This is a genomic window from Nocardioides sp. PD653-B2 (assembly GCF_002117935.1).
In the GTDB taxonomy this organism is placed as follows: Bacteria; Actinomycetota; Actinomycetes; order Propionibacteriales; family Nocardioidaceae; genus Nocardioides.
In genome coordinates, this window is record NZ_BDJE01000059.1 from 1 (window position 1) to 23,879 (window position 23,879).

General features: G+C 71.9%; 22 protein-coding genes and 1 riboswitch. Of the genes, 15 read left to right on the top strand and 7 right to left on the bottom strand.

Annotated features, from left to right (window positions below):
- Window positions 1-592: 592 nt before the first annotated feature.
- The 3 genes from PD653B2_RS22125 to PD653B2_RS22135 all read right to left on the bottom strand — a co-directional run bounded on the left by PD653B2_RS22125 (window position 593) and on the right by PD653B2_RS22135 (window position 4,420).
- Entirely contained in the window at window positions 593-1,954 is a 1,362-nt protein-coding gene (locus tag PD653B2_RS22125) for a hypothetical protein (protein ID WP_085874593.1), read from the bottom strand.
- Window positions 1,947-2,474, bottom strand: a complete 528-nt coding sequence (locus PD653B2_RS22130) for an RNA polymerase sigma factor (protein ID WP_085874594.1) — start codon at window positions 2,472-2,474, stop codon at window positions 1,947-1,949. The genes PD653B2_RS22125 and PD653B2_RS22130 overlap by 8 nt, the downstream gene beginning before the upstream one ends.
- A 107-nt stretch (window positions 2,475-2,581) precedes the next feature.
- The gene (locus PD653B2_RS22135; RefSeq protein ID WP_085874595.1) at window positions 2,582-4,420 is read right to left on the bottom strand and encodes a sigma-70 family RNA polymerase sigma factor; all 1,839 of its coding nucleotides are present in this window, start codon (window positions 4,418-4,420) and stop codon (window positions 2,582-2,584) included.
- Window positions 4,421-4,512: 92 nt separating this feature from the next.
- On the opposite strand from PD653B2_RS22135, the gene PD653B2_RS22140 reads away from it, so the two are divergent.
- From PD653B2_RS22140 to PD653B2_RS22160, 5 genes are all read left to right on the top strand, one after another.
- On the top strand, window positions 4,513-5,775 hold the full coding sequence (locus PD653B2_RS22140) for a DUF6350 family protein (RefSeq protein WP_085874596.1): 1,263 nt from the start codon (window positions 4,513-4,515) through the stop codon (window positions 5,773-5,775).
- 9 nt (window positions 5,776-5,784) lie between these two features.
- Window positions 5,785-6,399 (top strand): phosphoribosylglycinamide formyltransferase, encoded by a 615-nt coding sequence (gene purN / locus PD653B2_RS22145; protein ID WP_085874597.1) that lies wholly within the window; start codon window positions 5,785-5,787, stop codon window positions 6,397-6,399.
- Window positions 6,396-6,473, top strand: a riboswitch (ZMP/ZTP riboswitch). (Overlaps the previous gene by 4 nt.)
- Window positions 6,474-6,495: 22 nt before the next feature.
- On the top strand, window positions 6,496-8,055 hold the full coding sequence (gene purH / locus PD653B2_RS22150; protein WP_085874598.1) for a bifunctional phosphoribosylaminoimidazolecarboxamide formyltransferase/IMP cyclohydrolase: 1,560 nt from the start codon (window positions 6,496-6,498) through the stop codon (window positions 8,053-8,055).
- A gap of 13 nt (window positions 8,056-8,068) precedes the next feature.
- Entirely contained in the window at window positions 8,069-8,914 is an 846-nt protein-coding gene (locus PD653B2_RS22155; protein ID WP_085874599.1) for a bifunctional methylenetetrahydrofolate dehydrogenase/methenyltetrahydrofolate cyclohydrolase, read from the top strand.
- Window positions 8,911-9,255, top strand: coding sequence for a DUF3017 domain-containing protein (locus tag PD653B2_RS22160; RefSeq protein WP_085874600.1), 345 nt, complete (start codon window positions 8,911-8,913; stop codon window positions 9,253-9,255). Before PD653B2_RS22155 ends, PD653B2_RS22160 begins: the two co-directional genes overlap by 4 nt.
- Window positions 9,256-9,341: 86 nt before the next feature.
- On the opposite strand, the gene PD653B2_RS22165 is transcribed toward PD653B2_RS22160, so the two are convergent.
- Window positions 9,342-10,328: a malate dehydrogenase gene (locus PD653B2_RS22165; RefSeq protein ID WP_085874601.1), complete on the bottom strand. Its 987-nt coding sequence runs from the start codon at window positions 10,326-10,328 to the stop codon at window positions 9,342-9,344.
- A gap of 122 nt (window positions 10,329-10,450) precedes the next feature.
- Here PD653B2_RS22165 and PD653B2_RS22170 point away from each other — a divergent pair, with 122 nt between their 5' ends.
- On the top strand, window positions 10,451-11,125 hold the full coding sequence (locus tag PD653B2_RS22170; protein WP_133059079.1) for a hypothetical protein: 675 nt from the start codon (window positions 10,451-10,453) through the stop codon (window positions 11,123-11,125).
- Here the strand turns inward: PD653B2_RS22170 and PD653B2_RS22175 are convergent.
- Window positions 11,119-12,201, bottom strand: a complete 1,083-nt coding sequence (locus PD653B2_RS22175; RefSeq protein ID WP_242665403.1) for an MIP/aquaporin family protein — start codon at window positions 12,199-12,201, stop codon at window positions 11,119-11,121. The two genes, PD653B2_RS22170 and PD653B2_RS22175, sit on opposite strands and share 7 nt — an antisense overlap.
- Window positions 12,202-12,372: 171 nt before the next feature.
- Between PD653B2_RS22175 and PD653B2_RS22180 the strand changes: the two genes are divergently transcribed.
- The 3 genes from PD653B2_RS22180 to PD653B2_RS22190 all read left to right on the top strand — a co-directional run bounded on the left by PD653B2_RS22180 (window position 12,373) and on the right by PD653B2_RS22190 (window position 16,466).
- Window positions 12,373-14,586 carry an NADP-dependent isocitrate dehydrogenase gene (locus tag PD653B2_RS22180; RefSeq protein WP_085874603.1) on the top strand — a complete coding sequence of 738 codons (2,214 nt, stop codon included), beginning with the start codon at window positions 12,373-12,375 and terminating at the stop codon, window positions 14,584-14,586.
- The gene (locus PD653B2_RS22185; RefSeq protein ID WP_085874604.1) at window positions 14,579-15,106 is read left to right on the top strand and encodes a hypothetical protein; all 528 of its coding nucleotides are present in this window, start codon (window positions 14,579-14,581) and stop codon (window positions 15,104-15,106) included. Before PD653B2_RS22180 ends, PD653B2_RS22185 begins: the two co-directional genes overlap by 8 nt.
- 133 nt (window positions 15,107-15,239) lie before the next feature.
- On the top strand, window positions 15,240-16,466 hold the full coding sequence (locus tag PD653B2_RS22190) for an MFS transporter (protein ID WP_085874605.1): 1,227 nt from the start codon (window positions 15,240-15,242) through the stop codon (window positions 16,464-16,466).
- Here the strand turns inward: PD653B2_RS22190 and PD653B2_RS22195 are convergent.
- Window positions 16,424-17,515 carry a GNAT family N-acetyltransferase gene (locus PD653B2_RS22195; RefSeq protein ID WP_165763581.1) on the bottom strand — a complete coding sequence of 364 codons (1,092 nt, stop codon included), beginning with the start codon at window positions 17,513-17,515 and terminating at the stop codon, window positions 16,424-16,426. The genes PD653B2_RS22190 and PD653B2_RS22195 overlap by 43 nt on opposite strands.
- A gap of 88 nt (window positions 17,516-17,603) precedes the next feature.
- On the opposite strand from PD653B2_RS22195, the gene trpS reads away from it, so the two are divergent.
- The 6 genes from trpS to PD653B2_RS22225 all read left to right on the top strand — a co-directional run bounded on the left by trpS (window position 17,604) and on the right by PD653B2_RS22225 (window position 23,442).
- A complete protein-coding gene (gene trpS, locus PD653B2_RS22200) occupies window positions 17,604-18,674 on the top strand; it encodes a tryptophan--tRNA ligase (protein WP_089504043.1) in 1,071 nt (356 codons plus the stop codon).
- A gap of 10 nt (window positions 18,675-18,684) precedes the next feature.
- A complete protein-coding gene (locus PD653B2_RS22205; protein ID WP_085874608.1) occupies window positions 18,685-19,209 on the top strand; it encodes a 2'-5' RNA ligase family protein in 525 nt (174 codons plus the stop codon).
- Between the two features lie 4 nt (window positions 19,210-19,213).
- On the top strand, window positions 19,214-20,254 hold the full coding sequence (locus tag PD653B2_RS22210; RefSeq protein ID WP_242665404.1) for a YihY/virulence factor BrkB family protein: 1,041 nt from the start codon (window positions 19,214-19,216) through the stop codon (window positions 20,252-20,254).
- On the top strand, window positions 20,251-20,472 hold the full coding sequence (locus PD653B2_RS22215; protein ID WP_085874609.1) for an SCO4848 family membrane protein: 222 nt from the start codon (window positions 20,251-20,253) through the stop codon (window positions 20,470-20,472). Before PD653B2_RS22210 ends, PD653B2_RS22215 begins: the two co-directional genes overlap by 4 nt.
- Window positions 20,473-20,710: 238 nt before the next feature.
- On the top strand, window positions 20,711-22,390 hold the full coding sequence (locus tag PD653B2_RS22220) for an ELWxxDGT repeat protein (RefSeq protein WP_207559488.1): 1,680 nt from the start codon (window positions 20,711-20,713) through the stop codon (window positions 22,388-22,390).
- Window positions 22,387-23,442: a TIGR03032 family protein gene (locus PD653B2_RS22225; protein WP_085874611.1), complete on the top strand. Its 1,056-nt coding sequence runs from the start codon at window positions 22,387-22,389 to the stop codon at window positions 23,440-23,442. Before PD653B2_RS22220 ends, PD653B2_RS22225 begins: the two co-directional genes overlap by 4 nt.
- 52 nt (window positions 23,443-23,494) lie before the next feature.
- Here PD653B2_RS22225 and PD653B2_RS25215 read toward each other — a convergent pair.
- On the bottom strand, window positions 23,495-23,879 hold a 385-nt coding region (locus PD653B2_RS25215), incomplete at its 5' end, for an HNH endonuclease signature motif containing protein (protein ID WP_165763582.1).

Genomic DNA, 23,879 nt, shown 5'->3' on the forward strand with positions numbered 1-23,879 from the left:
TCGCCCTCCCACACCGCGGCGGGACCGATCGAGTCCACCGAGTGCATCGCCGCCCAGTCCACGGCGAGCTTGAACTGCTCGACGGCGGCGGCGTCCTCTACTGACTTCTGGTCGCAGAGGGCAGCCAGCACCGCACCTGCGGTGTCGAGTTCGGTGGTGACTGCCATACGAACAGCCAAGCACCCGCCACCGACACTCAGACCCCGAAAACCCTGTTCTCCACAGGGTCCTGAGCATCTCGAAAGTAAAATCTTTCGGCGGTGACCACCACGGTCGACCCCCGCGGACCCGCAAGCCAGACGACGGCTGGAAATCGCCGCCTCAGCCGAAGCGGACGGTGACCCCATCACTCTGTAAATCCCTAGCAGCGGCCCGCAATCCGAGGGCAAGGTGGGCGGGTCGGCTGCGGGGGTTTCGAGACAGGCGCTGCGCGCCTTCCTCAACCACCGGGGGGCACCGGTGGTTGAGGAGGGCCCGCTCGGGGCCCGCGCTCGTTGCCCGGTGAGCCGAGAGTCGGCCCGGTGTGGGCGTGCGGGTTGCAGGGGTTTCGAGACAGGACTTCGTCCTTCCTCAACCGCCGGGGGGGGGGTCCTCAACCACCGTCGAAGACCGCCATTGCGTCGACGACGGGCGCGAGCTCGGTCTCGGCCTCGGCGAGGAGGTTCGCCTGGACCTCGTCGGTCACCGGCGTGCTGTCGCCGTCGACCTGCACCCGGGAGAGCAGCACTGTCGAGCCGACGCGGACGACGTGCGTCATCTCGTAGCCGAGACCCGGGTCGCCATTGACGATGAAGTGCAGGAACCCGGCGACGCCCGAGTCGCCGAGCGCGGTGTCGCGGCGCTCGTAGTAGCCCGTGACGCCGCGTCCGCCGTCCTCCGAGCACGGGAGGCGCCCGGCCACGATGTCGACGTACGCCTGCGCGGCCGCCCCGTCCGGGAAGGTCATCAGCTGCCGCTCGTGGATGCCGACGGCCTGCCGGAAGTCGGCGCGCAGCCGGTCGAACGAGCCGGGCTCGGGAGCCTTGGTCCCGCACGCGTCGAGGTCGATCGGCGCCAGCTCGCGGTCAGGGCCGACCCGGCCGATGTCGGTCGCCTCGCCGTCCTCCGGGAGACCGGCGAGCAGGTCGAAGTCGTCGGGGATCACCGTGGTGTCGGCGCTGTCCCCGGCGGTCTCGTCAGCACCACAGCCGTCCGCCGAGAACACACACATCTGGTCGACCACCGGCTGGGACGCCCTGTCCAGCCGATCCAGCGCGCCGACGTTCTGGCTCCCGCCCGCCGAGCTGAACGAGGTCGCGAGATAGAGCGCGTTGCCGGACCTGACCGCCTCGTACGCCGTGAGGTCGTAGAGCAGGTCGCCGTCCTTCGCCTGGTTGGTGAAGAACAACGACGTGTCGCTTCCAGCGGCCAGCTCGACCACCTCGTTGACCAGCGGGGCGCCCGATCCGTTCGGATCCTCGGGACAGTTGACGACGGTGTCGCGGAGCTGGGCGAGCGCGCTGGCCGCGGTGGTGTCGTCGGCGTACAGCGCCAGCGTGCGGCTCTGCGTGCCCTCGGAGCCCGGCTCGCCGTAGGTCGCACCCACGATGTCGACGGGTCGCGTCGTGCCCTCGGCCGACCAGGCGACGTTGCCGCAGGTCTCGATCGGGTCCACCCCGGAGGCGTCCGACTGCGTCGAGCCGTTCGGCATGCCCGCCGTGAGCGGGAAGTCGGCCGGGATCGTCTGGTGCCAGTCGGTGGCCGGCTCGACGTCCGCCTTGCTGCTGTGGTTGCTCGCCAGCACCGCGAGCGGCGTGGCGATCACCGCGACCGCGGCGATGCCGCCGATGGTGGCGAGCGCGGTGTTGCGGCGGCGCAGCCGGGTGCCGCGGCGGCGTACCTCGGAAGCAGGGATCGGCGTCATGGTCAGTCCTGGGGACGTGAAGTTCTCGAGCTCCTCGATCGGGTCACGCATGGCTGGCTCCTTCGGTGCCGATTCCTCGGGAGAGACCGCCGGGGGCGTCGTCGGCGAGCAGCGCGGCGAGGGCGGTGCGGCCGCGGCTCAACCGGGCCTTGATGGTCCCCTCGGGGACGCCGACCTCACGGGCGACCTCCTGGACCGGCAGGTCCGCGATGTGATGCAGCACCAGTGCCTGCCGCTGCACCTCGGGGAGCTGCTTGAGTGCGGCGACCAGCGCGACGTGGGTCTCGCTCGGCGCGGCCGCCTCGGTGGCCAGGCTCACGGCGCGGTCGGCGGGCCGGCGAGCCCGCGTCGTACGGCGCCAGCGGCTGACGGCCAGGCGGTACGCCGTGGTGCGTACCCAGGCCTCGGGGTGCTCGGTCCTGTCGAGCTTCTTGCGGTGTGCCCAGGCGCGGACGAACGCCTCCTGCACGCACTCCTGCGCCTCGTCGCGGTTGCCGATCATGGCGTACACCTGGCCCGTGATCCGCTGGAACGACGTGGAGTAGAAGTCGTCGAACTCGCGTTCGTCCATCGACCCTGGTCCCGTCTCGTGTGGCTCTCAGCTGGTTGCTGATTCACGGGGGATACGCCCCTCCACGGGAAACGGTTGCACGCCGCAGCCGGAAAGTCCGGGAGGGTTCAGCCCGACTTCGGCGGTGGCATCGCGTCGAGGCGGGCGAGCGCCCGCCCGACGAGCGCGTTGAACGCGTCGGAACTCATCCCGACCGACTTGTCGGGGACGAAGCCGACCTGGGCGATCGACGTGCCGTCGCGGACGATGCCCATCCAGAAGCTCACGGTGAGCTTGTCGGTGACCTCGGTGGTCAGGTGCCAGACGGACACGTCCAGGTGCTTGCCGTCGAGGTGGCGCACTCGCTCGACCTGGGTGCCCATCTGCCTCTGGGAGCACTTCGCGAGCTTGTCGCGGACGTCGGCGACGAACGCCGCGGCCTTCGCCTCCGGCAGCGACCCCAGCGTCTCGGTCAGGCCGAACTGGTCGGCGAGCTTCGCCTTCGGGATCAGGAAGGTGCGGGTGACGTCGTTGGTCATGGCGGAGAAGTCGGCCTGGTCGCAGCCCGTGGCGGCGACGTTGTCCTTCGCCTGGCGGGGCTCGGTGCCGACCCAGGGCTGGTCGACGCCGGTGACCGGGGGGAGGTCGACCTCCGCGAGGATGGCGGGTACGTCGGCGACCGGCACCGGTGGGACCTTCCTCATCGAGGTCCGGCCGGTCGGGCAGCTCCCGGCCTCGGGGAGCGTGCAGAGGTCCGAGATCGCCGCGCCCAGCAGCTTCGCGGACGGCACGAGCCCGGGGTCGTCCTTGCCGGTGATCCGGGTCATGGTCGCGGTCGTGAACTGCCCGGTCCGGGCCACGCCGACGACGACCGCCGACGTCGGCTCGTCCCAGAGCCGCAGGCTCAGCACCATCGCCTCGTCGCCGACGCCGTCGACCGAGCGGGTCTGCAACAGCTGGGCCCGGTCGTCGGAACACCCCGCGAACCAGTCGAGCATCGTCGCGTAGCTGCGGCTCGCCGCCTTGGTCGACTCCGACGCCTGGCTGGTCTGCAGGGTCGTCACGGTCGGCTTCGGCGCCTGCGGGTCGAAGGTGCGGACCAGGGCGGCCGGGCCCTTCGGGTCGGCGTACCGCTCGTCCTGACAGGGCATCACCAGGCCGTCGCCGGCCGTGTTGTCGTCGGTCGACGTCACTGTCCAGTCCTTGCCGGGCACGTGCTGCGCCACCTGCTCGGCGGTCAGCATCGCCTCCTCGGGCAGGTCGATCGGCTCCGGCGTGGGCTCGGCGGACGGCTCGGGGCGGTCCGCGGCCTCCATGCGCTCGCCCGAGAGCGTGGGGCGCACGCCTGCGGCGTCGGTGACCAGGGTGCCGGTCAGGACGAGGGCCGCGACCGACGCGGCGACCCCGACGACGGTGTGGGTACGGCGCCGTGCGGCGCCGGCGCGGCGGATGATCGTGGCGCGCGACCAGGTGGAGTCCTCGACGTGGGCGCGGACCGGGTCGAGCACCGTCCGGATGCTCGTGGTCGGGATCTCGCGGAGGAGGGCGAACTGCGCGGTCGCGGTCTGCAGGGCTCGCTCCGCCTCGGTGCGGGGGAGCCCGACCTCGCGGGACAGCTCGGCCAGCGACGCCGTGCTGAGCTCGCTGAGGAGCAGCACCCTGCGCTGGGTGACCGGCAGCTTGCCGAGCGCGTCGAGGGTCGTCTTGACCTCCGGGTCGAGCCCCTTCTCGCGGTGCCAGAGCTTGGCGGTGTGCCGGCGCTGGGCGTGCGAGCACGCGCGGGCGCGGGTCCAGGCCTCGGGGTCCTCGAGGCGGGACACCTTGCGCCAGTGGTGCCAGGTGACCACGAACGCGTCCCGGACGGCGGCCCGGGAGGACGGGAGGTCGCCGGTCAGGCAGTACGTCAGCAGCAGCAGTCGCGTGCGGACGTCCTTGTAGAACTGGTCGAACTCATCCGGGTCCCTCATGGCGCCGTCCACGGTAGCCGCCCGCGACATCCGCGCCGAAACGGCGTGGGAGCCCGGATCGGGCCCGGGGGTGGGGTGATGATGGCCGGGCCATGACTTCGCTCCTCCCCGGCACGACCTCGGCCACCCGCGGGTCGACCGACCGCACCGACGCCCGGCACCGGCGTCCGCTGGTGCTCATCGCGACCCTCGGCGGCGTCGCCGCGGCCTCCGCGACGCTCCTCGTCTGCCTCGCCATCGGGGTGGTCGGCTGGTTCCTCGCCGACGCCGGGGCGCACGGCGCCCCGCGCGACGGCCTCCGCGTGGGAGCGCTCGGCTGGCTGCTCGCGCACGGCTCCGGGATCCGGGTCGACGGCGTGCTGCTGACCGTCGTACCGCTCGGGCTCACGGTGCTCTGCGGATGGTCGATCTGGCGGCTCGGGCACCGGGTCGGCGACTCGGTCTCCGGGCACGGCCCCGACGCCGACCGGATCGCCGACGGCGAGCGCGACTGGACGGTCGCGATCGCCGGCCTGGCCTTCACCGTCGGCTACCTCGTCGTGGCGATCATCACGTTCCGGATGGTCGCCACAGCCGAGACCGCACCCTCCCAGGCCCGGGTCGTGCTGTGGTCGCTGGTGCTGTGCGGGACGCTCGGCGTCTCCGCGATCGCGATCGGGTCCGGCCGGGCCGCGATCTGGGCCTCGTTCCTGCCGCCGTCGGTCCGCGCGGCCGGCGCGACCGCGCTGCGGGTCCTCGGCGCCTACCTCGTGGTCGCCGCGCTGGTCTTCGTCGCCGCCCTGGTCGTCGACTTCGGTACGGCGGTCAACGTGATGTCCCGCCTGCACATGGACGCCGGCGACGCCACGGTCTACACGGCCCTCACCACCACGGTCGCCCCGAACGCCGTCCTCTTCTCCGGCTCCTACCTGCTCGGCCCCGGCTTCGCCGTCGGCGCCCACACGCTCGTCTCCCCGACGATGGTGTCGATCGGCGCGCTGCCGATGTTCCCGCTGCTCGCCGCCCTGCCCGACAACGGGCCGACGCCGGCGTGGACGGCGTACCTCATGGCCGTGCCGCTGCTGGTGGCGGCGTACGCCGCGGTCCGGTCGCAGCGCCGCAACCCCACGCTGCGATGGGACGAGGGTGCCCTGCGTGGCACGGCCGGCGGCGTGGTCGCCGGGGTGCTGCTCGGCTTCCTCGCGTCGGTCTCGGGCGGGGCGGTCGGCCCCGGTCGGATGCGTGAGGTCGGCCCGCTCGGCTTCGACGTGCTGGTCCACGCGATCACGGCGTTCGGCATCGGGGGGCTGATCGGCGGCCTGCTGATGACCTGGTGGCAGCGCCGCGCCGCCCGCCAGGCGTCCGCCGAGTCCTAGACTCCCCGCGTGACCCGCAGCCCCGCCCGCCTCGTCGTGCTCGTGTCGGGGTCCGGCACCAACCTCCAGGCGCTGCTCGACGCCTGCGCCGACCCGTCGTACGGCGCGGAGGTGGTCGCCGTCGGCGCCGACCGCGGCGAGATCGAGGGCCTGGCCCGCGCCGAGCGCGCCGGGATCGCGACGTTCGTGCACCGGGTGAAGGACTTCGAGTCCCGGGAGGCGTGGGACGCGGCGCTCGCCGACACGGTGGCGTCGTACGAGCCCGACGTCGTGGTGCTCGCCGGCTTCATGAAGCTGGTGGGGGAGACCTTCCTGTCCCGGCACGGCGGCCGCGTGGTCAACACCCACCCGGCGCTGTCGCCGGCGTTCCCGGGCATGCACGGCCCCGCCGACGCGCTCGAGTACGGCGTGAAGGTCACCGGAGCGACCCTCTTCGTCGTCGACGCCGGTGTCGACACCGGCCAGATCGTCGCGCAGACCGTCGTGCCGGTCGAGGACGACGACACCGTCGAGTCGCTGCACGAGCGGATCAAGGTCGCCGAACGCGCGATGCTGGTCGACGCCGTGGGCCGGATGGCGCGCGAGGGGTTCGTCGTGACGGGCCGCCGGGTCCGGATAGGCTGACGGCACACGACTGGCGCAGGTGGGTCGACCACCAGGGAGTGACGTCGGGAGCATCGACCGCCTGGGTGCTCCTCCACGTGAGCAGGAGCTGCCCCCATGTCTGACCACCGGATCCCGATCAAGCGCGCGCTGGTCTCCGTCTACGACAAGTCCGGCCTCGATGACCTCGTCCGCGGCCTCCACGAGGCCGGTGTCGCGCTGGTGTCGACCGGCGGCTCCGCCGCGCTGATCGAGGGCCTCGGCGTCCCGGTCACCAAGGTCGAGGACCTGACCGGCTTCCCCGAGTGCCTCGATGGCCGGGTGAAGACGCTGCACCCCAAGGTGCACGCCGGCATCCTCGCCGACCGCCGCCTCGACACCCACGTCGCGCAGCTGGCCGAGCTCGGCGTGGAGCCGTTCGACCTCGTGGTCTCCAACCTCTATCCCTTCGTCCAGACCGTCGCCTCCGGCGCGACGCCCGACGAGTGCGTCGAGCAGATCGACATCGGCGGGCCCTCGATGGTGCGCGCGGCCGCCAAGAACCACCCCTCGGTCGCGATCGTCACCTCGCCCGCGTCGTACGACGCCGTGCTCGCCGCGGTCGCCGAGGGCGGCTTCACCCTCGCCCAGCGGCAGCGGCTCGCGGCGGAGGCCTTCGTGCACACCGCGACGTACGACGTGGCCGTGGCGTCGTGGATGGGCAACGTGCTCACCGACACCTCCGACGGGCAGGGCTTCCCCGCGTGGGTCGGTGGCACCTGGGACAAGGCGGCGGTGCTGCGCTACGGCGAGAACCCGCACCAGAGCGCCGCTCTCTACCTCAACGGCTACGGGACCGGCCTCGCCCAGGCGGAGCAGCTGCACGGCAAGGAGATGTCCTACAACAACTACCTCGACTCCGACGCGGCCCGGCGCGCGGCGTACACCTTCACGGAGCCGGCGGTCGCGATCATCAAGCACGCGAACCCCTGCGGCATCGCGGTCGGCGGCGACGTGGCCGACGCGCACCGCAGGGCGCACGCCTGCGACCCGGTCTCGGCGTTCGGCGGCGTGATCGCCACCAACGTGCCGGTCTCCGTCGAGATGGCGACGCAGGTGGCCGAGGTCTTCACCGAGGTCGTCGTGGCTCCGGCGTACGACGACGGTGCGGTGGAGATCCTGGCTGCGAAGAAGAACATCCGGCTCCTGGTCTGCGAGCCGCTTGGCCGCGGCGAGGTCGAGATGCGGCCGATCTCCGGTGGTCTGCTCATGCAGCAGCGCGACTACGTCGACGCCGAGGGTGACGACCCGTCGACCTGGACGCTCGCGACCGGCGAGGCGGCGTCGCCCGAGGTCCTCGCCGATCTTGCGTTCGCCTGGCGGGCCTGCCGTTCGGTGAAGTCCAACGCGATCCTGCTGGCCAAGGACGGAGCGTCGGTCGGCGTCGGCATGGGCCAGGTCAACCGGGTGGACTCGTGCAAGCTCGCCGTCGAGCGCGCGGGCGACCGTGCCCCCGGCTCGGTCGCGGCGTCCGACGCCTTCTTCCCCTTCGAGGACGGGCCGCAGGTCCTCATCGACGCCGGCGTCTCCGCGATCGTGCAGCCGGGCGGCTCGATGCGTGACCAGCTCACCATCGACGCCTGCAACGCGGCCGGAGTGACGATGTACTTCACCGGAACACGACACTTCTTCCACTGACAGGATGAGCCACGTGACTGCACAGAAGCTGGACGGGACCGCCACCCTCAAGGCGATCAAGGCCGAGCTGACCGCGCGCGTGGCCGTGCTGCGGGAGAAGGGCGTCGTCCCCGGCCTGGGCACGGTGCTGGTCGGCGACGACCCCGGATCGCACTGGTACGTCGGCGCGAAGCACAAGGACTGCGCGGAGATCGGGCTCGAGTCGATCCGGGTCGACCTGCCCGCGACCGCCACCCAGGCCGAGGTCGAGGCGGAGATCGACCGGCTCAACGCCGACCCGGCGTGCACCGGCTTCCTCGTGCAGCAGCCCACCGGTCTCGACGAGTTCCGGCTGCTGTCGCGGGTCGACCCCGACAAGGACGTTGACGGGCTGCACCCCGTCAACCTCGGCAAGCTCGTGCTCGGTGAGAAGGGCTCGCTGCCGTGCACGCCGATCGGCTGCATCGAGCTGCTGCGCCGGCACGGCGTGGAGATCGCCGGCGCCGAGGTCGTGGTCGTCGGCCGCGGCCTGACCGTCGGACGCCCGCTCGGGCTGCTGCTGACCCGGCGCAGCGAGAACGCCACGGTCACGCTCTGCCACACCGGCACCCGCGACCTGGCCGCCCACGTGCGCAACGCCGACATCGTGGTGGCCGCCGCCGGCGTGCCGGACATCATCACCGGTGCCATGGTCAAGCCCGGCGCCGCCGTGCTCGACGTCGGTGTCTCGCGGGTCGACGGCAAGATCGCCGGTGACGTGGCGGCCGACGTGTGGGACGTCGCGGCCTGGGTCTCGCCCAACCCGGGCGGTGTCGGCCCGATGACCCGGGCGATGCTGCTCTCCAACATCGTCTCCGCTGCCGAGCAGTCAGTGGCGTGAGCGACCTCGAGCCCCCTGCCGAGCCCGGCGACGAGATCCCACCCGTCTCCGCCGAGGAGGAGGGTCGGCGCTACCCCTCGACCATCGGCGGGGCGTTCTACCTGGTGGTGCTCGCGGTCACCGCGATCGGCATCGGGATCGTCACCACCGGCGCGTGGCGCGTCGGGGTGCGCTGGATGGCCGGGGCGCTGATCCTGGCGGCCGTGGTGCGCGCCGTGCTCCCTGCGCGGGACGCCGGGATGCTCGCCGTACGACGGCGCTGGTGGGACTGCGTCCTGCTCGCCGGCGTCGGGCTGGCGCTGATCTTCCTGGCCAGCTCGATCCCCGACCAACCCCTCTGAAATGCCGAGTCGGCGCCAGTTTCCCGGTGAAGGGGAAACTGGCGCCGACTCGACATGCTCAGGCGGGAAACTGGCGCCGACTCGGCTCAGATGAGGCCGAGCTCCGTGACGGCGGCGCGCTCGTCGGCGAGCTCCGCGGTGGAGGCGTCGATCTTGCCGCGTGAGAAGTCGTCGATCTCGAGGCCCTGGACGATCGTCCAGTTGCCGTCCTCGGTGGTGACCGGGAACGACGAGATCAGGCCCTCGGGCACGCCGTAGGAGCCGTCGGAGACGACCGCCATGGAGACCCAGTCGCCCTCGGGGGAGCCGAGCAGCCAGTCGCGGGCGGCGTCGACGGTGGCCGAGGCGGCGGACGCGGCGGACGACGACCCGCGGGCCTCGATGATGGCGGCGCCGCGCTTGGCGACGGTGGGGATGAAGGTGTTCTCGACCCAGTCCTGGTCGCCCACGACCTCGGCGGCGTTCTTGCCGCCGATCTCGGCGTGGAAGATGTCGGGGTACTGCGTGGCGGAGTGGTTGCCCCAGATCGTCATCTTCTTGATGTCGGTCACGGCGGCGCCGGTCTTCGCGGCCAGCTGCGAGATCGCCCGGTTGTGGTCGAGGCGGGTCAGCGCCGAGAACCGCTCCTGCGGGATGTCCGGCGCGTTGGTCATCGCGATCAGCGCGTTGGTGTTGGCCGGGTTGCCGGTGACGCCGACGCGGACGTCGTCGGCGGCGACCTTGTTGAGCGCCTTGCCCTGCGCGGTGAAGATCGCGCCGTTGGCGGAGAGCAGGTCGCCGCGCTCCATGCCGGGGCCGCGCGGGCGGGCACCGACGAGGAGGGCGAGGTTGACCCCGTCGAAGATCGTCTCCGCGTCGTCGCCGATCTCGACGCCGGCGAGGTTCGGGAAGGCGCAGTCGTCGAGCTCCATGACCACGCCCTCGAGCGCCTTCAGCGCCGGGGTGATCTCGAGCAGCCGCAGCTCGATCGGGCGGTCGCCGAGCAGCGACCCGCTCGCGAGGCGGAAGAGCAGGCTGTAGCCGATCTGACCGGCGGCGCCGGTGACGGCCACCTTCAACGGGGTTGAGCTCACGACGACTCCTTGTTCACGACGGTTCACGGCGGGTTCACGACGAGGGGTTTCCGCTTCCCGACGCTAGCAGCGGCGGCGGGGGTCGGCGCCGTCGGGCCTCGGGTGCTGAGATGCTGACACCCATGTGGGTGAGGGGGGTGCTGCTGCTCTGCGCCGTGCTGTTCGCGCTGGCCGGCTGCGGCACCGCCTCCGAGCCGAGCCCGGCCTCCGGCGTCGACGAGCTGGTGATCCCCACCCCGTCTCCGGACCCCGCCGACTTCGTGGCCGGGGTCGACAACCCGTGGTTCCCGCTCGTGCCCGGCAGCACGCGCACCTACGACGTCTCCGACGCCCACGGCCATCACACCCGGACCGTCACCGTCGTGCCCGGACCGGAGATCGCCGGGGTGGCGACCACGGCCCAGGTCAGCCACGAGTCCGGCGCGGTCGTCACCGACTGGTTCGCGCAGGACCGCGACGGCAACGTGTGGTGGTTCGGCCGCGCAGGGGAGTGGCGGGCCGGCGACGACGGCGCCGAGGCGGGGCTGGCGATGCTCGCCGCGCCGCGGGTCGGCGACGGCTACCGCCAGGCCTACGAGCCGGGTGTCGTCGAGGACAACGCCACGGTCGTCGCGCTCGACGCCAGCACGACGGTCCCGGCCGGGACCTACGACGACGTGCTGCTCACCGAGCAGCGCTCGGCGCTCGCGGCGGGCGCATCCCGCGACCTGTCCTACGCGCGCGGCGTCGGCCTGGTCGAGGAGGAGCCGGTCGGCGACGGCTCCGGCACGGTGCGACTGGTCGGCGTCGCCTACTGACCGGGGGGCCGGATCTGGGTCTCGTCGCCCGCCTCGGGCCCGGGCCAGGTCTGCTGCTCGGGCACCGACTCGGTGGGTACCGGCTGGGCGGCCGCGGCCGCGGCCGCCTCCTGCTCGGCAGCCTGCTGGGCGCGCCACTGCTCGGGCGTCTGACCGACCGGGTGCCACTGCTGGCCGACCGGGTCCCACTGCCACCCGTCCTGGATGATCGGCGCCGGGGCGGCGGGCGCCGCGGCCTGGGCGGCGTAGCCGGCCGACGTGTCCTGGTTCCACTGCTGCTGGTACTGGTCCGGAGCGGCGTAGCCGGGCACCTGGGCCGCGGTGCGCGGCCGGCTGAAGCTGATCCCCGAGCCGGGGACGGGGTCGCCCACGCGCCCGAACAGCAACGGGTACGCGAGGCCGGCGACCGCGCCGCCGAGCAGCGGGGCCAGGATGAAGAGCCACAGCTGGATGATCGCGTCGCTGCCCGCGAAGAGTGCGGGGCCGATCGACCGGGCCGGGTTGACCGACGTGCCGGTCGCCGGGATCACGACGAAGTGGATCGCCGCGAGCGTGAAGCCGATCGCGAGGGGAGCCAGGGACGGGTGCTCGTTGCGCTCGTCGGTCACGGCGAGGATCACCGTGACGAAGACCGCGGTCATCAGGAGCTCGAGCAGGAACGCCGCCCACCAGGCGTACTCGGCGGACCCCGGGCTCTGGTCGCCGAAGAAGTTCTGGCCCATGCCGCCCTCGGCCTCGAAGCCGTCGTAGCCGTGCATGAGGAGGAAGAGCACCAGTGCGCCGAGGATCGCACCCACCAGCTGGGCGATCATGTACAGCCCGGCCTGGGCCCAGGGCATCCGACCGCCGACCGCAGCGCCGGCCGAGACCGCCGGGTTGAAGTGGGCGCCCGAGACCCGGCCGAAGGCGTAGACCATCACCATCACGGCGATGCCGAAGGTGAGGCCGATCGTGGTGACGGTCGAGGCCGCCTGGGCCTGGGTCGCGTAGACGACCGAGCCGCAGCCGAAGAACACGAGGACGAAGGTCCCGATCATCTCGGCGGTCAGCTTCTGCTGGATGGTGGAGTCAGCCACGTCGATGCTCCCTCGCTCGGGCGTCCCCCGCGGACGCTCGGACAGCACTGTAGACCCGTCGGGGTCCCGTTGCCCGGACCGTGAGCGGGTGCGAAGGTGGGTGTGCTCGCCCGCGTCAGGTATCTTGACGTCAAGGAACTTGCCCCCCAGCTCAGGAGTCGCTGAACCGTCATGGCCACGATCATCTACACGCACACGGACGAAGCGCCTCTGCTCGCGACGTACTCCTTCCTCCCGATCATCCAGGCGTACGCCGCCAAGGCCGGGGTCGAGGTCGAGACGCGCGACATCTCCCTCGCCGGGCGGATCCTCGCGCAGTTCCCCGACCGGCTCACGGAGGAGCAGCGGGTCGACGACGCGCTCGCCGAGCTCGGTGAGCTCGCCAAGTTGCCCGAGGCGAACATCATCAAGCTCCCGAACATCTCCGCCTCGCTCCCGCAGCTCAAGGCCGCGATCAAGGAGCTGCAGGAGAAGGGCTACGACCTGCCCGACTACCCGGAGAACGCCCAGTCCGACGAGGACAAGGCGGTCCGCGCGGCCTACGGCAAGGTCACCGGCTCGGCCGTCAACCCGGTGCTCCGCCAGGGCAACTCCGACCGCCGCGCCCCGCTCTCGGTGAAGAACTACGCGAAGAAGCACCCCCACCGGATGGGTGCCTGGAGCCCGGACTCCAAGACCAACGTCGCCACCATGGGCGAGCACGACTTCAAGAGCAACGAGAAGACGGTGGTCATCGAGGCCGACGACACCCTGCGGATCGAGCTCGAGGCCGAGGACGGCACCGTGACGGTGCTCAAGGAGTCGCTGCCGGTGCTCGCCGGTGAGGTCGTCGACGCCACCGTCATGCAGGCCGCGCACCTCCAGTCGTTCCTGCGCAACGCGATCGCCCGGGCCAAGAGCGAGGGCGTGCTCTTCAGCGTGCACCTCAAGGCCACGATGATGAAGGTCTCCGACCCGCTGATCTTCGGTCACGTCGTGACGGCGTTCTTCGACGACGTCTTCGCGACCTACGGCGACGACCTCGCCGCCGCCGGGCTCAGCCCGGCCGACGGCCTCGGCGGCATCCTCGCCGGGCTGGACAAGCTGTCGAACGGCGCCGAGATCAAGGCCGCGTTCGACCGCGCGATCGCCGACGGGCCGGCGCTGGCGATGGTCGACTCGGACCGCGGCATCACCAACCTGCACGTGCCCTCCGACGTCATCGTCGACGCCTCCATGCCGGCGATGATCCGGACCTCGGGCCACATGTGGGGCCCCGACGGCGAGGAGGCCGACACCCTCGCGGTGATCCCGGACTCGTCGTACGCCGGCGTCTACCAGACCGTGATCGACGACTGCCGCGCGAACGGCGCGTTCGACCCGTCGACCATGGGCTCGGTGCCCAACGTCGGCCTGATGGCCCAGGCGGCCGAGGAGTACGGCTCCCACGACAAGACGTTCGAGGTGCCGGTCGACGGCACGATCCGTGTGGTCGACGGCTCCGGCGCGACCCTCCTCGAGCACGACGTGCAGACCGGTGACATCTGGCGCGCCTGCCAGACCAAGGACGCCCCGATCCGCGACTGGGTGAAGCTGGCCGTGACCCGCGCCCGCGCGACCGGGTCGCCCGCGGTGTTCTGGCTCGACGAGAGCCGGTCGCACGACGCGGCGCTGATCGCGAAGGTCAACGCGTACCTGCCCGAGCACGACACGGACGGCCTGGACATCAAGATCCTCGCGCCCGAGCTGGCCACGGCGTACTCGCTCGAGCGGATCCGCCGGGGCGAGGACACCATCTCGGTGACCGGCAACGTGCTGCGCGACTACAACACCGATCTCTTCCCGATCCTCGAGCTCGGCACCTCGGCGAAGATGCTCTCCGTCGTCCCGCTGATGAACGGCGGCGGCCTCTTCGAGACCGGCGCCGGCGGCTCCGCGCCGAAGCACGTGCAGCAGCTGGTCAAGGAGAACTACCTGCGCTGGGACAGCCTCGGTGAGTTCTTCGCGCTGGCCGCGAGCTTCGAGCACCTCGCCGGCTACGACGACAACGCGCGCGCCCAGGTGCTGGCCGACACCCTCGACAAGGCCACCGGCACGTTCCTCGAGAACGACAAGTCGCCCACCCGTCGCCTCGGCGGCATCGACAACCGCGGCTCGCACTACTACCTGGCGACCTACTGGGCCCAGGAGCTGGCGAAGCAGACCGACGACGCCGAGCTGGCCGCCGACTTCACCGCGCTCGCCGACCTGCTGGTGGGCAACGAGGACGCGATCGTCGCCGAGCTCAACGGCGTCCAGGGGCACCCGGCCGACATCGGCGGCTACTACCAGCCGGACGACGCGAAGGCGGACCAGGTCATGCGGCCGTCGAAGACCCTCAACGAAACCCTCGCCTCTCTTGGCTGACCAGCAGGAGCACGAGGAGCCGGCGTACGACCGCTGGTCGCGCCGGGACGCGCTGAGCCGGCGCGGCTACGTGCTCGCCGTCCTGATCCCGCTGGTCGTCGCGGCCTGCGCGTTCGGGATCGTGTCGCTGGTCGCCAGCGGCGACGACGGGATCTCCGGCACCACCGTCCGGCTGCCCGAGTCGGGCTACGCCCCGACCACCGCGGGTGACGGCGCCCAGATCCAGGGCGTGCTCCGGCTCGACAGCGACCACTGCGTCTACCTCGAGGCGGGCCAGGACGGCGCCGACCCGGGTCGGGTGGTGGCGGTCTGGCCGGCCGGCTACAAGGCCAGCCGCGAGGGCGAGCGCCTGACGATCTACGACGCCCAGGGCAAGGTCCTCGCCCACGACGGCGACGAGATCCGGACGTCGGGTGGGTTCACCGCCGCCGGCACCTTCTCCGGCGAGCCGTGCCTGCCGGAGACCGGTGACGTCGCGGTGATCGAGGGGTCGGTCGAGATCGTGGCGTCTGCTCCCTGACGGGTCCCGTAGCGCGCGTCACACCCCGTCCTCGTGGAATAGGCGTGGTCGGCGGGTCGGTTGCAGACTGGTAGTGCTGCGTACGCCGTCAGCCCGCCTCCGTCCGCCACGACCGGAAAGGGTCATCCCCCCGATGACGACGACCGCGCCCCCGACCGCCGCAGTCAGCAGCACCCGGGTCAGCCACTTCACGCTGGCCGTGCTCGCGCTGGCCATGGGTGGCTTCGCGATCGGCACCACCGAGTTCGTGACGATGGGCCTGCTGCCCCAGATCGCCGACGGCGTCGGTGTCTCCATCCCGACGGCCGGGCACTTCATCTCGGCGTACGCGCTCGGCGTGGTGGTCGGCGCCCCGCTGATCGCGGTCTTCGGTGCCAAGCTGCCGCGCCGCGGGCTGCTCATCGCCCTGATGGCGGCGTACAGCGGCTTCAACGCCCTCAGCGCGCTCGCCGACAGCTATGGCGTCCTGCTGCTCGCCCGCTTCTTCGACGGGCTGCCGCACGGCGCCTACTTCGGCGTCGCCTCGCTGGTCGCGGCCGGCCTGGCGCCGCCCGGGCGCCGGGGCCGGGCGGTCGCCGCGGTGATGCTGGGCCTGTCGGTCGCCAACGTCGTCGGCGTGCCGGCCGCCACCTGGCTCGGCCAGCAGGCCGGCTGGCGCGCGGCGTACCTCTGCACCGCCGGCCTCGCTGTCGTGACCGTGCTGGGGATCCTGGCCTTCGTGCCGTCCTGCCCGGGCAACTCGGCCGCGACGGGTCGCAAGGAGATGCTGTTCTTCCGCAACGGGCAGGCGATGCTGACGCTGCTCGCCGGCGCGGTGGGCTTCGGCGGCCTGTTCGCGGTCTACTCCTACATCGCGCCGATCGCGACCGACGTCGGCGGGCTGCCGGACTCGGCGGTCCCGCTCTTCACCGCGGCCTTCGGCGTCGGCATGGTCGCCGGCACCTGGGTCGCCGGGCCGCTGGCCGAGTGGTCGGTCTTCCGGTCCCTGATCCTGTCGGGCATCGCGTCGGGCTTCATCATGCTGGTGGTCTGGGCCCTGGCGCCGTACGGCTGGTGGCTGCTGCCGGCGATCTTCCTGGTCACCGCGATCGGGTCGATCCTGGTGGTCAACCTCCAGCTCCGGCTGATGTCGGTCTCCGGCGAGGCCCAGACGCTCGGGGCGGCGATGACCCACGCGTCGCTCAACCTGGCCAACGCGCTCGGCGCCTGGCTCGGCGGCCTGGTGATCGCGGCCGGGTACGGCTACCGCGCGCCGGCACTCGTCGGTGCGGCGCTGTCGGTCGTCGGCATCGGCGTGCTGTTCTGGTCGGCCGCGGTTCACCGCCGCGGCGCGGCCCACTCCTCGGCCAGCAGGTCGTAGCCGACCAGGTCGACCGCCTCACCGGTGCCGGTGCGCGCCGCGTTGCGCAGGACCCCGGCGCGGCGCAGCCCGTTGGTCTCCAGCACCTTCAGCGACGCCGTGTTGGTGGCGGACGCGAAGCCGGCCAGCCGGTCGAGGCCCAGCGTCTCGAAGGCGTAGCGGATGCCCAGTCCCGCGGCCCGGGTCGTGAGCCCCCGGCCGCGGGCGTCGGGGTGGCTCCAGTAGCCGATCTCCGGCTCGCTGTCGAAGCGGTAGAGCCCGACCGCCCCCAGCAGCCGGTCGTCGTCGGTGGCGCTGAAGGCCCAGGTGATGGTGTGCCCGGTCGCGAGTCGTTCCTGGACGGTCTCGAGGTACTGACGGCCCTCTGCCTCGCCCGGGTCGCGCGGCATGAACGCCAGCCAGTACTGCGTGTCCGGGTCGCCGATGCCCTCGACGACCCGCGCGACGTCGGCCTCCGTGAACGGCCGGAGCCGCACCCCGTCGCCCTCCACGACCGGGTTGGCCAGCCAGGTCGTGGCCGGCTCGCGCGGGTCGTCGCGGAGCAGGGTCCCGACCCAGCAGTCGCGCAGCTCCCCGCGCTGGGGCTGCCAGCGGCGCACCATCCCGTCGTACGAGAAGCCGAGCCGCCAGGCGACCTTGCGGGACGCCCAGTTGCCGACGTGCGCGTACCAGATCACGGTCTGGAGGCCCTTCTCGGCGAAACCCCACTCCAGCAGCAGGCGCAGCGCCCGCTCGACGACCCCGGTGCCGCGCACCGCCGGGTGTGACCCGTAGGCGATCTCGGCGCGGCCGGAGCCCTCGTTGCGCAGCGAGATCGTGCCGCCGTACCGCCCGCCGTGCTCGATCGCGAACGCCCACTCCGAGTCGTCGGCCCAGCCGCCGGGGCAGACCTCCTCGACGAAGGTCCGGGCATCGGCCATCGAGTACGGCACCGGAACCGTCGTCCACCGCTGAGAGGACGGGTCCTGGCACTGCTCGAACGATCCCTGGGCGTCCTCGGGCCGGTGGGCACGGAGGGTCACGTCTCCGTCGGTCAGCGTGGGGATCATGGGCGCACCCTCCCAACCCCGTGACGGAGACCGCAAACCGATAACCCGGATGCCGGACGGCGCAGCCGCATGGGTGAGAATGTCCGCCATGTCCACCACGACCGCGCCCGAGGTCGCGACGTCCGCCCAGGAGTCGGCATCGGGCACCGGCACCTCGCGGCCGCGGGTGCTCTCCGGGATCCAGCCGACCGCCGACTCGTTCCACTTCGGCAACTACCTCGGCGCGCTGCGGCAGTGGGTGGACCTCCAGGAGGAGTACCAGCCCTTCTTCTTCATCGCCGACCTGCACGCGATCACCGTCGAGCAGGACCCGAAGGTGCTCCGCGAGCGCACCCTGCGCGCCGCCGCGCAGCTGATCGCGATGGGCATCGACCCGCAGCGGTCCGCGATCTTCGTGCAGAGCCAGGTGCCCGAGCACGCCCAGCTGGGCTGGGTGCTGCAGTGCCTCACCGGCTTCGGCGAGGCCCGCCGGATGACCCAGTTCAAGGACAAGTCCGCCAAGGGCGGCGAGGGCGCCGCGTCGGTCGGGCTCTTCACCTACCCGATCCTCCAGGCGGCCGACATCCTGCTCTACCGCCCGCACTACGTGCCGGTGGGCGAGGACCAGCGCCAGCACCTCGAGCTCACCCGCGACCTCGCGCAGCGGTTCAACCACCGCTACAAGAAGACCTTCCGCCTGCCGGAGCCCTACATCCTCAAGTCGACCGCGAAGATCGCCGACCTGCAGGAGCCGACGGCCAAGATGTCGAAGTCGGCCTCGTCGGCGGCCGGGATCGTCGAGATGCTCGACGACCCCAAGGTCAGTGCCAAGAAGATCCGCTCGGCGGTCACCGACTCCGACTCGGTGATCCGCTTCGACGTCGAGGAGAAGCCGGGTGTCAGCAACCTGCTCACGATCTACTCGGCGCTGTCCGCACGGTCGGTCGCGGACCTCGAGCAGGAGTACGCGGGCCGGGGGTACGGCGACCTGAAGAAGGACCTCGCCGACGTGGTCGTGGACTTCGTGACCCCGTTCCGCGAGCGCACCCTCGAGCTGCTCGACGACCAGGCCTACCTCACCGAGGTGCTCCGCGAGGGCGCGGCCCAGGCCGGCGACGTGGCACGGGCGACCCTGAGAGACGTGTACCAGCGGGTCGGTTTCGTCGCCGCGGGACAGTAGGGTTCATCGAGTGCCGACGATCGGAGTAGCTGTCGCCATCCCGGAGCCCTGGGCCACCGAGCTCCAGGAGTACCGTGCCGCCGTCGGCGACTCCACCGCCTCGATGATCCCCACGCACATCACGCTGGTGCCGCCGACCGAGATCGACGACGTGCACCTCACCGAGGTCGAGAAGCACCTCGAGGAGGTCGCGGCCGAGGGCGACACGTTCTGCGTGCACCTGCGCGGCACCGGCACCTTCCGGCCGGTCTCACCGGTCGTCTTCGTGACGCTGGTCGAGGGCATCTCCCAGTGCGAGCAGCTCGCCCACGCCGTACGGCGCGGGCCGCTGGACGTGGCCCTGCAATACCCCTACCACCCGCACGTCACCATCGCCCACCACCTCGAGGACCCGCTCCTCGACCGGGCGTTCGAGGAGCTCGCCACCTTCGAGTGCGAGTTCGACGTCGCGGGGTTCCACCTCTACGTGCACGACGACGAGCGCGGCTGGCAGCCCACCCGCGACTTCCCGCTCCAGGCTCCCACGGAGAGCTGACCGGGTGCCCTCGGTCAAGGAGCGGATCTCGGCGATCCGCGAGCGTCGTCCGTTCATCGACCACCTGGTGCGGATGCAGGAGCACTACGGCTCGGTGAAGGCCGGCCAGCAGGCCGGCGCGGTCACCTACTTCGCGTTCCTCTCCTTCTTCCCGATCCTGGCGCTGGCGTTCTTCGTCGTCGGCTGGATCGCGAAGGTCTACCCGCAGGCGAAGAACGACCTGACCAGCGCGCTGAACGGCGTGATGCCCGGCCTGGTCGGCAACGACGCGGGGCAGATCCAGATCAAGGACATCGAGTCGGCCGCGGCGACCCTGGGGATCGTCAGCGTCCTCGTGCTGCTCTACTCCGGCCTGGGCTGGCTGGCGGCGATGCGCGACGCGCTCGTCGTCGTCTTCGAGGTGCCGGCCAAGGAGCAGCCCAACTTCGTCTTCGGCAAGCTGCGCGACCTGCTGACCCTGGTGCTGATCGGCGTGATCCTGCTGGTCTCGGTGGCGGTCGCCGGCTTCGTCGGCGGCTTCACGACCGACCTGCTCGACTGGCTCGACCTCGGGACCGATCTCGGGTGGCTGGTGACCCTCCTGTCGATCGTCCTCGGCTTCGGCGCCAACATGCTGCTGTTCTTCGCGATGTTCGTGCTGCTCGCCCAGCCGCACACGCCGCGGCGCTCGCTGTGGTCGGGCGCTCTCCTGGGCGCGATCGCCTTCGAGGCGCTCAAGCAGGTCTCGACGGTGCTGTTCAAGTCGACCCAGGGCAACCCGGCCTTCCAGGCGTTCGGCATCGCGCTGATCGTGCTGGTGTGGATCAACTACTTCTCGCGGGTGGTGCTCTACGCCGCGGCGTTCGCCCACACGTCGCGGGCCGCCCGAGCGCTGCGCGTGCCCGAGCCGGCCGCCCCGGTCGCGGGGCCGCCGTCGCCTCCGCTGGCGGCCCGTCCGGTGGCCGACGAGCCCGCGCCCGCCTGGGTCGCGCCGTACGCCGCCGGCGCGGTCAGCACGCTCGGCCTGATGGCCGTCGTCCGCAAGATCACGAGGAAGAGGACATGAAGCTCGAACGCAAGCACGGCTGGCTGCTCGTCGGCGTCGCCGTCTGGAACGTCGTCATCTGGCTCACCTTCGCCAAGAACCTCTACCAGGCGCACTCCTCCGGCGAGGACCGCCCGGCCGGTTACTGGGTCGCCCACTCGGTCCTGATCGTCGTCGACCTGGTCATCGGTGTCGTCCTCGGCCGCCTCGGCCTCAAGATCCTCCGCACCCCAAAGTAACCGGTCGGCCCCGTGGCAACCGATCCGCCACCTGACGCGTCCTAGTGTCACGAGACGGTGCGAGGTGGCAGCATGCTCGCAGCACGGGGACAGGGAGACCAGGATGAGTCGACGGCGGCGTAGTGCGAGGGAACAGGCGCTGCGAGCGCGCAGCTCGCGGGCGAAGGAGCTGCGGCGCCGAGCCCGTGGACGACGTACAGCGACGGCCGCGACCGCCGCGGCGGTGACCCTGGCCGGCTTGGGGGCGTTGCCCGCGAGCCCGGCCGCGGCCGGGACGACGACGGCGGCTTGCGCCGACTTCCCGACCCCGCCGAGCAACCCGTCGGTCGGAGTGGCGGTCGGCGGGACGGACTTCTTCACCGCCGACGACGGGATCCACGGCCGTCAGCTGTGGCGGTCCGACGGCACCGCCGCCGGCACCGCGATGGTGGCCGACATCGCGGCGGCGGGGGAGTACTCCGAGGGCCCGGCGCCCCTGGTCGCGGCCGAGGACACGGTGTTCTTCGTCGCCGACGACGGCCGGCACGGGCCGGAGCTGTGGGCCTCCGACGGCACCGCGGCCGGCACGGTGCTGGTCAAGGACATCAGCGACGAGGACGGCTACTACAGCCGCCCGAGCGACCTCGTCGCGATGGGTGATGTCGTGTTCTTCTCCGCCGACGACGGCACGCACGGCCGGGAGCTGTGGCGCTCCGACGGCACCGCCGCCGGCACCGTGATGGTCGAGGACATCAGTGCCGACGACGGCTACTACGGCGGGCCGAGGAGCCTCACCGTGGCGGGGGACACGCTCTTCTTCACGGCCGACGACGGCACGCACGGCCGGGAGCTGTGGAAGTCCGACGGCACCGCAGGCGGCACGGTCCAGGTCGACGACGTCTACCCCGGGGCCTACGACAGCTACGTGAACGAGCTCGCGGCCGTGGGCGACCAGCTGTTCTTCTCCGCGCGCGACGGCGTGCACGGCCAGGAGCTGTGGACCTCCGACGGCACGGCCGCCGGCACGAGGCTCGTCGAGAACGTCAACCCGGGGGCGGCGGGTGCGCTGCCCCAGTCGCTCACCGGGGTGGGCGGGACGCTGTTCTTCACCGCCGACGACGGCACCCACGGGCGTGAGCTGTGGACGTCGGACGGCACCGAGGCCGGCACCGCGATGGTTCAGGACCTCGATGACGACGAGGGCTACTACAGCGGCCCGATGTCGCTGGTCGGCGTGGCCGGGACGCTCTTCTTCACGGTGGACGACGGCGTTCACGGACGCGAGCTGTGGAAGTCCGACGGCACCACCGCGGGCACCGTGCTGGTCGAGGACATCCGGCCGGACAGCTACGGCAGCGACCCGTCGTACCTCACCGCGGTGGGCGACGCGCTGTTCTTCGCGGCTCGCGACGGCGTCCACGGGCGTGAGCTGTGGACGTCGGACGGCACCGCCGCCGGGACCGTGCTGGTCAAGGACATCGACGACGACACCGACGGCTACAGCGGCCCCAGATCGCTCACCCCGGTCGGTGACGTGCTGTTCTTCAGCGCTGACGACCCAGCGCACGGGCGGGAGCTGTGGACGTCGGACGGCACCGCGGCAGGGACCGCGTTGGTCGAGGACATCAACACCCGGATCGGGTTCGACGTCGCGCGCGAGGGACGTCCGGACACCCACGCCGGCACGCTGCGGGTCAGGGTGACCTTCGACGCTCCTGGCCGGCTCACGGTGGCGCCCGTCGCCGGGTCGAAGCTCAAGCGCTCGGCGGTCGACCTGGCCGCTGCCGGCTCGACGACGGTCGTGCTCCGGCCCAACCGGGCCGGGCTGCGCGAGCTCCGGCGGACCGGCAAGCTCCAGGTCCGGGCCGAGTTCACCTTCACCCCGTGCGGTGGCGAGGCGAGCAGCGTGGTCCGTAAGTACACCCTGAAGATGCGGTGAGCGCACCGGGGGAGCGCGGGACCGAGGTCCGCTACCACCACAGCACGTCGTTCCCCGGCGTCCTGGAGGAGGCGGCCTGCGCGCTGCTCGTCTCGACCTACCAGGCCGGGCAGCTCGTCGCGATCGGCGTCGCGGATGAGCGGCTGAGCTTCTCGTTCCGCCGCTTCGACCACGCCATGGGCGTGGCGGTGGGTCCGGACCGGCTCGCGGTCGGCGGCAAGGGCCAGGTCTGGACGCTGCGCGACCACCGGGACCTGGCGGCGACCATCGAGCCGCGGGGCCGGTACGACCGGTGCTGGCTGCCGCGGACCTCGGTCGAGACCGGGGCGATGCAGTGCCACGAGGTCGTCTGGGGGACCACCGAGACCGGGGAACCCGACCTGTGGGTCGTGAACACGCTGTTCTCCTGCCTGGCCGGGCTCGACGAGCGCTACAGCTTCGTGCCGCGCTGGAGGCCGCCGTTCATCTCCGCGCTGGCGCCCGAGGACCGCTGCCACCTCAACGGTCTGGCGATGCGCGACGGGCAGCCCGCCTACGTCACCGCGATGGCGGCGTCGGACGAGGCGCGCGGGTGGCGCACGGTGCGCAACGACAGCGGTCTGGTCCTCGACGTGGGCTCCGGCGAGGTGGTGACCGAGGGGCTGGCGATGCCGCACTCGCCCCGCTGGCACCAGGGCAGCCTGTACGTCCTCAACTCCGGCTGGGGCCGGCTCGAGCGGGTGGATCCGGCCTCGGGTCGGCGCGACGTCGTCGCCACCCTCCCGGGCTACGCGCGCGGCCTCGCCTGTCACGGCCACCTGGCCTTCGTGGGCCTGTCCAAGATCCGGGAGACCGCGATCTTCGGCGGTGCCCCGATCGCGGAGTACCACGACCGGCTCAAGTGCGGGCTCGGCGTGATCGATCTCCGCACCGGCGAGACGGTCGCGACGCTCGAGTGGGAGAACGGCGTCGACGAGATCTTCGACGTGCAGGTCGTGCCCGGGGCGCGCTGCCCCGTCCTCGGCCTGCCGTCCGGCGACGAGCCCTGGGTGCTGCCAGGCCAGGGCGCCTGAGCCGGCGCCCGTGCCGATGGCCCCGCGGGCCGTGGCCGGCGGGGTCGGTGGGTCAGGGATGTCGTGGGTGGGTGAGGTCGTTGACGTAGACGTGCCCGTGGGGGCTGGTCCAGCGGAAGATCCGGGGTGCGGTGCGTTGGTAGGTCCAGCCGCCGTGGGTCTTGAGCCGGTGGTGGTGGCGGCAGAGCGGGGCGAGGTTGCACGAGCAGGTCGGACCACCCTGGTCGTGCTCGATGATGTGGTCGGCGTCGCAGGACCTGGAGGGTCGGGTGCAGTGCGGGAACACGCAGGTGGGGTGGGTGAGGTTCACCTGCTCCCTCAGGAGCGGGGTGGGGTCGTGGCCCTGGTTCCACCGGTGTTCGTTGAGGTCGATGACCTGACGGGTGTGGACGCTGGCGGACTGGCACCAGTCGCGGACCTGGTCGATCGAGTGGAAC

Coding starts and splice junctions, on each gene's coding strand:
- PD653B2_RS22125 (WP_085874593.1), bottom strand. CDS start 1,954: ATGCGTGACCCGATCGAGGAGCTCGAGAACTTCACGTCCCCAGGACTG.
- PD653B2_RS22130 (WP_085874594.1), bottom strand. CDS start 2,474: ATGGACGAACGCGAGTTCGACGACTTCTACTCCACGTCGTTCCAGCGG.
- PD653B2_RS22135 (WP_085874595.1), bottom strand. CDS start 4,420: ATGAGGGACCCGGATGAGTTCGACCAGTTCTACAAGGACGTCCGCACG.
- PD653B2_RS22140 (WP_085874596.1), top strand. CDS start 4,513: ATGACTTCGCTCCTCCCCGGCACGACCTCGGCCACCCGCGGGTCGACC.
- purH (WP_085874598.1), top strand. CDS start 6,496: ATGTCTGACCACCGGATCCCGATCAAGCGCGCGCTGGTCTCCGTCTAC.
- PD653B2_RS22170 (WP_133059079.1), top strand. CDS start 10,451: ATGTGGGTGAGGGGGGTGCTGCTGCTCTGCGCCGTGCTGTTCGCGCTG.
- PD653B2_RS22180 (WP_085874603.1), top strand. CDS start 12,373: ATGGCCACGATCATCTACACGCACACGGACGAAGCGCCTCTGCTCGCG.
- PD653B2_RS22190 (WP_085874605.1), top strand. CDS start 15,240: ATGACGACGACCGCGCCCCCGACCGCCGCAGTCAGCAGCACCCGGGTC.
- PD653B2_RS22195 (WP_165763581.1), bottom strand. CDS start 17,515: ATGATCCCCACGCTGACCGACGGAGACGTGACCCTCCGTGCCCACCGG.
- trpS (WP_089504043.1), top strand. CDS start 17,604: ATGTCCACCACGACCGCGCCCGAGGTCGCGACGTCCGCCCAGGAGTCG.
- PD653B2_RS22215 (WP_085874609.1), top strand. CDS start 20,251: ATGAAGCTCGAACGCAAGCACGGCTGGCTGCTCGTCGGCGTCGCCGTC.